3 protein-coding genes are annotated in these 7191 nt (G+C 35.5%); all 3 read left to right on the top strand.

Features of this window, described 5'->3' with window-relative positions:
• The first annotated feature begins 127 nt into the window (after positions 1–127).
• The 3 genes from MWG72_RS15640 to MWG72_RS15215 all read left to right on the top strand — a co-directional run bounded on the left by MWG72_RS15640 (position 128) and on the right by MWG72_RS15215 (position 6197).
• Positions 128–247, top strand: coding sequence for a transposase (locus tag MWG72_RS15640; RefSeq protein WP_247144413.1), 120 nt, complete (start codon positions 128–130; stop codon positions 245–247).
• A 236-nt stretch (positions 248–483) separates the two neighbouring features.
• Complete coding sequence (locus MWG72_RS15210; RefSeq protein ID WP_247144411.1) at positions 484–1155, top strand: hypothetical protein; 672 nt, start codon at positions 484–486, stop codon at positions 1153–1155.
• The gene (locus MWG72_RS15215; RefSeq protein WP_247144412.1) at positions 1152–6197 is read left to right on the top strand and encodes a tyrosine-type recombinase/integrase; all 5046 of its coding nucleotides are present in this window, start codon (positions 1152–1154) and stop codon (positions 6195–6197) included. The genes MWG72_RS15210 and MWG72_RS15215 overlap by 4 nt, the downstream gene beginning before the upstream one ends.
• Positions 6198–7191: the final 994 nt, after the last annotated feature.

Below are 7191 nucleotides of genomic sequence, written 5' to 3' on the forward strand. Positions count from 1 at the left end.
TTGGGTTTGGCGATTTGATTTTACTACTTCGCTATTTTTTTAAACTAAAAGTGTCAACACACCCTAGACATCCATCACATCTCTTGAGAAAAAACGAAGAACATGCAGTGCTGAATTTAAACAGCAGATCGTTCAGGCTTGTAAAGCACCGGACGTTTCAATTGCTTCAGTCGCTTTGCAACATGGATTGAATACAAATCCCCTATCCAACTGGATTCGCTTAATTGATGGTAAGCTAGAGAAATGATCGCTCACCACTACCGAATAAACCTGCATTTATTGCTTTATCTTGCTCTGCACCATTAGATCCTACTCCTACTGACATGTTAACGGATTAGTATAAAAATAAAGTTAGTAAATAAATTATATAAATCAAATACTTTTTTATTAAATATAAAATTTATTTGATTTAATTTTGTTAATTTTGGGACTGTGTTATTCTACTATTGTGACGCTAAAAATAACTTACCTGTGCAGAAAAAAATGATGACACCATTGCTCATTGATGCATTAACAATTTCTGAAGGCAGGTTTGAAAAACCATGCCCAGTTTTAGTTTTGAAAATGATGTTACTCAATGAGGAAATGAGCCGGGAGTTTTCAGAAAAAATTAAAAATCAAGCATTACTACTGCTCGCGATATATCGTAAGTTACTGCTTGCTGTCGATAGGGACTTATGTAAGGTAAAAACTCTAAAGGATAGTGTGAAAAGAAGACACTGGGCTAAAGTGGATAAAGCACAGGACAAGATGGTGGTTGCAGGCCAACTTCGACTAAAGAGTTTAGATCCAGAAGAAATGATTTTATTTTTAAATACACAGCATTTTTTGAAAAAGCTGCCGATTTCCTTTGTTCAAGAATTGGTTAATTGGGCATCACCGGTGGTGAGTGGTAATTTTTTAATCGAAAATGTTTTAGCTGGTTATATCGCCCAGAAGCTTTTGCCATTAGAAAGAATTAAAGTGAAAGAGCTGGGTAAGTCTCTGCAACCATATTTTCATTTAGCTAACTTTTCTGTATTTTTACCTCGACTGGAGGAACTTTATCAAAAATATCAGCAGCAAATTGTTCGTGTGGCACCAATGGCAGAAGTTGCTTTGGCTTTAACAGACTTGAAGAAGGCAAGAGTCTATCGTATTCGGAGTAGTTCATGAAAAGTTATTTCAAGAAGCTCCTAGAATGTATTAATCAGAATGAAAATATAGAAGAAAAAGAACTGATCCAAGCATTATTTTTGTTGCGTGCACACTATAGCTTAGCTGGCATTGTTGTCATTTGTCAGCGAATCTTCACATTGATTGGGGATGATGAATTACCAGAATTTCGTGATGAGCTTAATACGTTAAAGATCATTAGTAGATTGCAGGATTCTGAGGAATATGCACATTTTTTCTCAGAAACAATAGATAGAAACACACATACACCCACGCCATTACGTCCATACACTGGAGACAGTGGAATTTGTGATTTGCTATTGATTCAAGCAGGACGAAGTCGAAATAATGAGAGTTTTGATACAGTAATTATTTGGTTTTTAGAGCAAATATTTCACTTTCAAAAAAAAGTACATACCCTAGGGCTTTATAGTAGTTATTTAAAGGGTGATGGAAGCATAAAGCTGAAAGCTCAAAAAGGATCTCGTGTGTATAACGCCTTTTTAGCAATCAGGCTGTTGGGTGATCAAGGTAATGAGTATATTTTAGAACAAGTCAAAGAATTACTTATTCAAAATTCACCGAAACAACTGATTCATTTGATGTCTGCTGGTTCTGAAGATAAACGATTAAATGATGTTTTTTATACATTAAAGCTGTTTTTATCCCAAATTTGGCAAAATGATCCACTAAAAAATAAGAAGAAACGTCGAGAATTTTTACACCGTATAGGGTTAAAGCATAGAAAACTGATCTTGCAACGATACGGCTCATTAAGTATTGCTATTCAACCTTTAGAGGATGTAGATGAAATTCATCGTGGTCTAGTATCTGAAGTATTTGAGGATAATGAGATTGAAGAAGATGAAACACCATTGGAGCCATTGTTTACATTTTTTTTGGCAGAACAATCCGATTTAATTCGAGGTTTTTATGCCTCTAAATCTACTTCTCAACATATTGAAGCTGCAAATGTTGGTTTAGTTTGGACCAAATCGCGATTGTCCTTAATTTCAATTCAAGAAATATTTAGGCTCTGTCAACCATCTCATACTGATACCAGCTTAATTTTACGCGCAAAATTAGCTTTAATATTAAGTTTACTCACAGGACGTTCGGTGAGTGAATTAACAGCGCCTCGTTTTAGTCAAAATGCAGATCAGAATAATATTGCTATTCAGTATGATCATACTTTATCTGCGTATGTATTAAGTGTGTTTGCAGGGACACCGACACTCAAAAAAAAACCAGAAGATTCTAAATTTCATGTGCCATGGACCAATGAATTACATTTGGTTTTACCGATTGAACTCAATGATTTAGTGAGTCAAGTCAAAAATCTTGGGATTACAAGACATCATATGGCAGTTGAACGTGACGTGAGTGAACTGATTAACCGTGTACCTAAAGAGCTAGAAATCAGCCTCAAAAGCATTCGAGATATTCTTCCACGGTTGTTATATGATCATAGCCAAGGTGATTTAGCTGTCGTTAAAGCAGTGACTAATGCATCAGGTCGAAATTATGATAACTTGATTCATTATGCCTCTTTTGAACAGAGGCAACTTGAGCAACTCTGGGCTGCTTGTTTAAGAACGATAAAAATTAATATTCCTGAATATATATACTCTTCCAATAAGCGTGTGGGTAGCCCAATTGGAATAAAGATTGTTGAAATACAAAATGAAATTACACGAATAAAAAAGAGAATAAATCAGGCTTCTGAACATAAAAATTGGCAGGTGCTCTTTGATAGCTTGACGTTGTATACAGCATTATGGATGAATCTTGCAACTGCAGGACGAGGAATTAAGCAGCCCTTTCCAAAGTGGATCAGTCAGCAAGGCTGGGCATTGATTCAAGATAAACATCATCAAGATGAATCAACCGATCGTTATGTGCCATTGACGCAAGCGTTGATCAAACAGATTCAAGGTTTACGTGGTTTGATGGGAATGCTAGGGGAGCAAATTGAACCACGTGTTGATTTATCATCTTATGCTGTGCAACTTTGTGCTCCTCATCAGATTGAAGGTTTAGTTAGAAATTGGGCACGGAAGTTGGTTCGCTCTGATTATAATCAGTTACCTGGACGGTTCAAGGACGCTGGACTTGGGCACTGGATACGGGGTCGTCATCCATGGGATATGTTATCTGTATTTCCTGTATCAGCTTTTCAACAACAGTGGCTTGATGTACAAGAAAACTTGCAAAAACAATTAGGTTTCGAATGTCTTGAAGGTTTTGATTTTTTTAAAATCAAGCATATTCCAACATTTGTTTTAACCCAAGAGACTAAAACAGCTCAAGTAGAGACGAAGCTGAGAATACAATATTCAGAGAATGATGTAAAAGAATGGCTGAAAAACTCAGAGTATGAGTCCTATTGTCCGTTGATTTTTGAGGAAAATCCTGAGCCACAAGTAGCTTTAGAGCTTGGACATGTATTAGCTTCCCATTTAGCTAAAAATACAAACATTGATTTGCCAGAAGCCATAAAGGCATATTGTGCTTATATTCGCGATAAAACTAAAATTCCTTTATTCGTTCAACTTCCTCAAAAAGCTAATCGTACGTGGCTGACATCTGAAAATAGTTTTAGTACATGGAGTTATACTGAACAAAACTTACTTGATCTTATTCAGAAGGATTTAGAACATTTACCTGAACATCAAAATTGTGATATTGAAATAGGACGTTTGCTGGTTGTACTCTCCATGTATTCACAACTGTGCAGAGTGAGCCATTTACAAGCGATGTTGGAGTTTATTGCTTCTGATCAATATATAGTCGCTATGGGGAATAGTCGGCTCGTTGAGCTAACAGTGAATAATGATAGATCTGTGACGAAGATACGCCGTACAGTACTGTTAAGTCCTTATGTCTCGACTTTAATATTAGTAGACCGACAGTATCTACAGCCCCGATTAAAAGAGATTTTAGCACAGTCAAGAAATCAACAAAGAACGGCTTGGCAAAAGTGTTTTAATACATATTTAAAACAAATAGGGCTTAAGTCAACTCTATCGTTAGCTCAATGGTTGAAAGCTTTACAGCAAAAGGTGATGTTAAATAGCACTCCGTTGATTGCAGGTTATATATCAGGCCAAGTCCTGACTGAAGATCTTTCAATAAATGAATTATTACGATTATCCGAATATGAAAAATTAACCACAGGTTTAGATAGCACTGAGCCAGAAAGTGAAATAGAAATAGGCGATGAGCAACTACATTTGTCTGATATTTTAGCGATGATTCAGCAACTAAAAGGTGAGTCTAGATCAAGCATTTGGCTTAAACAGCTTGCTAGTAATAAAACGAATCACTACTCAGTCAATTTATTAACATGCTTTGTGCAATGGTTGATTTTACGCTGTGATGCAGAAGAGTTAAGTCTACAGAATCGAAATATGATTCATCTACATTTGGCCATCGTCAGTGCAGGTATATTGGGGTTTTCAGAAGATTTAACAAAAGATAGCCAGATTGATGAAGATGTATTTCAAAAATGGATGGAGTTGACGCAAGAGCATTTTCCACACCGCAAGCATCTCGCTGCGTGGAATCGCTTTAGAGAATTTTTAATTCAATTAAATGATGATCGTATAAAGTTACACAAGCGTACAGCGCATCAAGCAAGTGCTAAGGTTTTTTCAAAAAATGAAGTGCGGCAGATCGTTCAAATATTACAATCTGTAGAATCTGGGGTGAATGATACTGTTTTACGTCTAGGGATTCAGCGTCATTTTCGTTTATCTGCGGCGATGGGTGTACGCCGTTCAGAGACACTTCATTTACGGCCCTTAGATATTGATGAGGATATGCTCAGAATTCGTCCTTATGGTGAGCATCAGCTAAAAACACTCGGATCAGAACGTGTTGTTCCGATGAATTTATTAAGTCAGACGATTAAAAAGGGATTAGATGATGTTTATCAAAATAAAAAATATTCGATATTAATGTCTGATGAGAACAGTGAACATAAGCCTTTTTTTGATCAAATATCTCAAATATTAAAGAAAGTCACTGGAGATGTTGATCTCAGCTTACATCATTTAAGACATACGTTTGCAAGTGCATATACTTTAAAGTGTTTGCAAACAGTGGTGGATTTTAAAGCGCTGACGATAGAACTTCCATGGCTACAAACTTGGATGCCATCGAATGAGCAATTTAATACGCTAGTAGGCAATGAAGGACAGGTCGGTCAAGGGATTAAGGCGATTGGTCGAGTACTTGGACATTTACATGAATCGACAACATTAAAGCATTATATTCATATCTTATTTCTAGCTACTTATGCCTATAGCATGCAACAACAGCAACCCAATTTACATACTGCATTTTTTAAGCGAGTCATGAGTCGGAGTAATTTATTCAGGCATTTCCAAGCGATTAATCAACAGAATAGTAATCTAAAATATGAGTTGAGAGATACCATCGAAAAATATGTACTCAAAAAAAGACAAACTCAGAGGTGGGTAATCTATGCTCAAAAAAGAGGAAATTCGACGGGTAAAGTAATTAAACACGAACTATTTCAAAATATTGAAGATATTGAGCGGTATCTTATTTCTGGGCAGGGGCAGCCACAATTAGATATTGAGTCCTGGAAGAGAGCTTTAATTACGATGTCAAACATTCCTTCAGGTAAACGTGGTTCAAATATAGGAAGACATCCATTATTGACACAAGGAAAGTTAGCACGTTTGCCTGAATTACTAAGTGCTGTAGATTTTAATTCCGCACAAAAAATTTTAGAGCGATTTGATTATTTAGAACGAAACCAATCAGACACTTATAATTGGTTAATAAAAAAATGGTTGTATGAGAGTAATGTAACAAAAGTATTGATGCATTTTACGGCAGAAGATAAACCTATGCTTTCACTTCTTATAGAACATCAGTTTTTTCCGGTAGTGATGAAACATAATAAATATGATTATTTTAGAATAATGTCTCAACAAGCGTCATTAAGCGCCGTGCGATGGGTACTTGCGTGGTTGAGTGTACGATATTTAGCGATTGGAGATCATATCTGAATCTAAGTATATAAGACTTATGCACGCTTTGTTACACAAAGGTTTGAAAGACAGCGCTACCTTAATTGAGCTAATTTCAAATGACAATTTGGATGTAAGTGCAGCCAAATTCTGTGAATTTGTTCGAGATAGCTACGTGTGCATGAATATCATTTACCTGACTAGAAAAATTTCTTGCTGCTCATTTATAGCTTAATAATAGAGACTTAAGTATTTTTTATGGATCAACAGAACCGAAAAACATCGCATTATCCATTGCGTTTTGTCTGCTGCTGGAAGCTATGTAACATGATTCCTTAGGTGAAATAGCCTAAGCTTAATAAGTGATTAAAAGGCCTGAAAATCCGCGAATTTGATTTTTTTCTTCGCTTTCAATTTGATCCATACGTTATTTATTTATTTATATTTTTCATTTACAAATCAATAAAATATTCTAATTTGGTTTGATCAAAGAAAAAGATACCCATTTGATAATTAGGTTACAGCAAAATCTGTAATCGGGCGTGGAAACCTGAAAATTACTACAGAAGTATTAAAACCGCTTTAACAGTTTTTTGTGCCTATTATGCTTAGTTTGCTATTATTAAATATTATTCAGCATAAAGTCATGTTGCAGAAGAAATGTCACCTTCAATGCAGCGTGACAATTTTGAAGTAGCACTAACTGATTTTGAAAAACATCCAATCATCAAATGTTTATTTAAAGCGGATAACGTCACGCGACACATAAGTTGTCATTTGCGACGCATAAAATGTCATTGAACGACACATAAGTTGTCATTGAAAGAAACCGCGATTATTGGTGGTTTTTTTATCAAGTCTCATATTAATTTTCTAAAATTAAAACTTTATGGTTAAATTAGATTGCATAAAACCGTGGAACATTGGTTGGTAAATAAGCGTGGAACATGAATAATCAATAAAAAGCCGTTCTAGTGCCCTATACTCCAGAACGGCTTAATTTAATATACTGATATATAATAAGAAATATCAT

Origin of the sequence: Acinetobacter lwoffii, from assembly GCF_022967985.1 — a bacterium.
GTDB lineage: Bacteria > Pseudomonadota > Gammaproteobacteria > Pseudomonadales > Moraxellaceae > Acinetobacter.

What these genes read in the sequence shown, in the direction of transcription:
- MWG72_RS15215 (WP_247144412.1), top strand. Translation starts at nt 1,152, where the DNA reads ATGAAAAGTTATTTCAAGAAGCTCCTAGAATGTATTAATCAGAATGAA.
- MWG72_RS15210 (WP_247144411.1), top strand. Translation starts at nt 484, where the DNA reads ATGATGACACCATTGCTCATTGATGCATTAACAATTTCTGAAGGCAGG.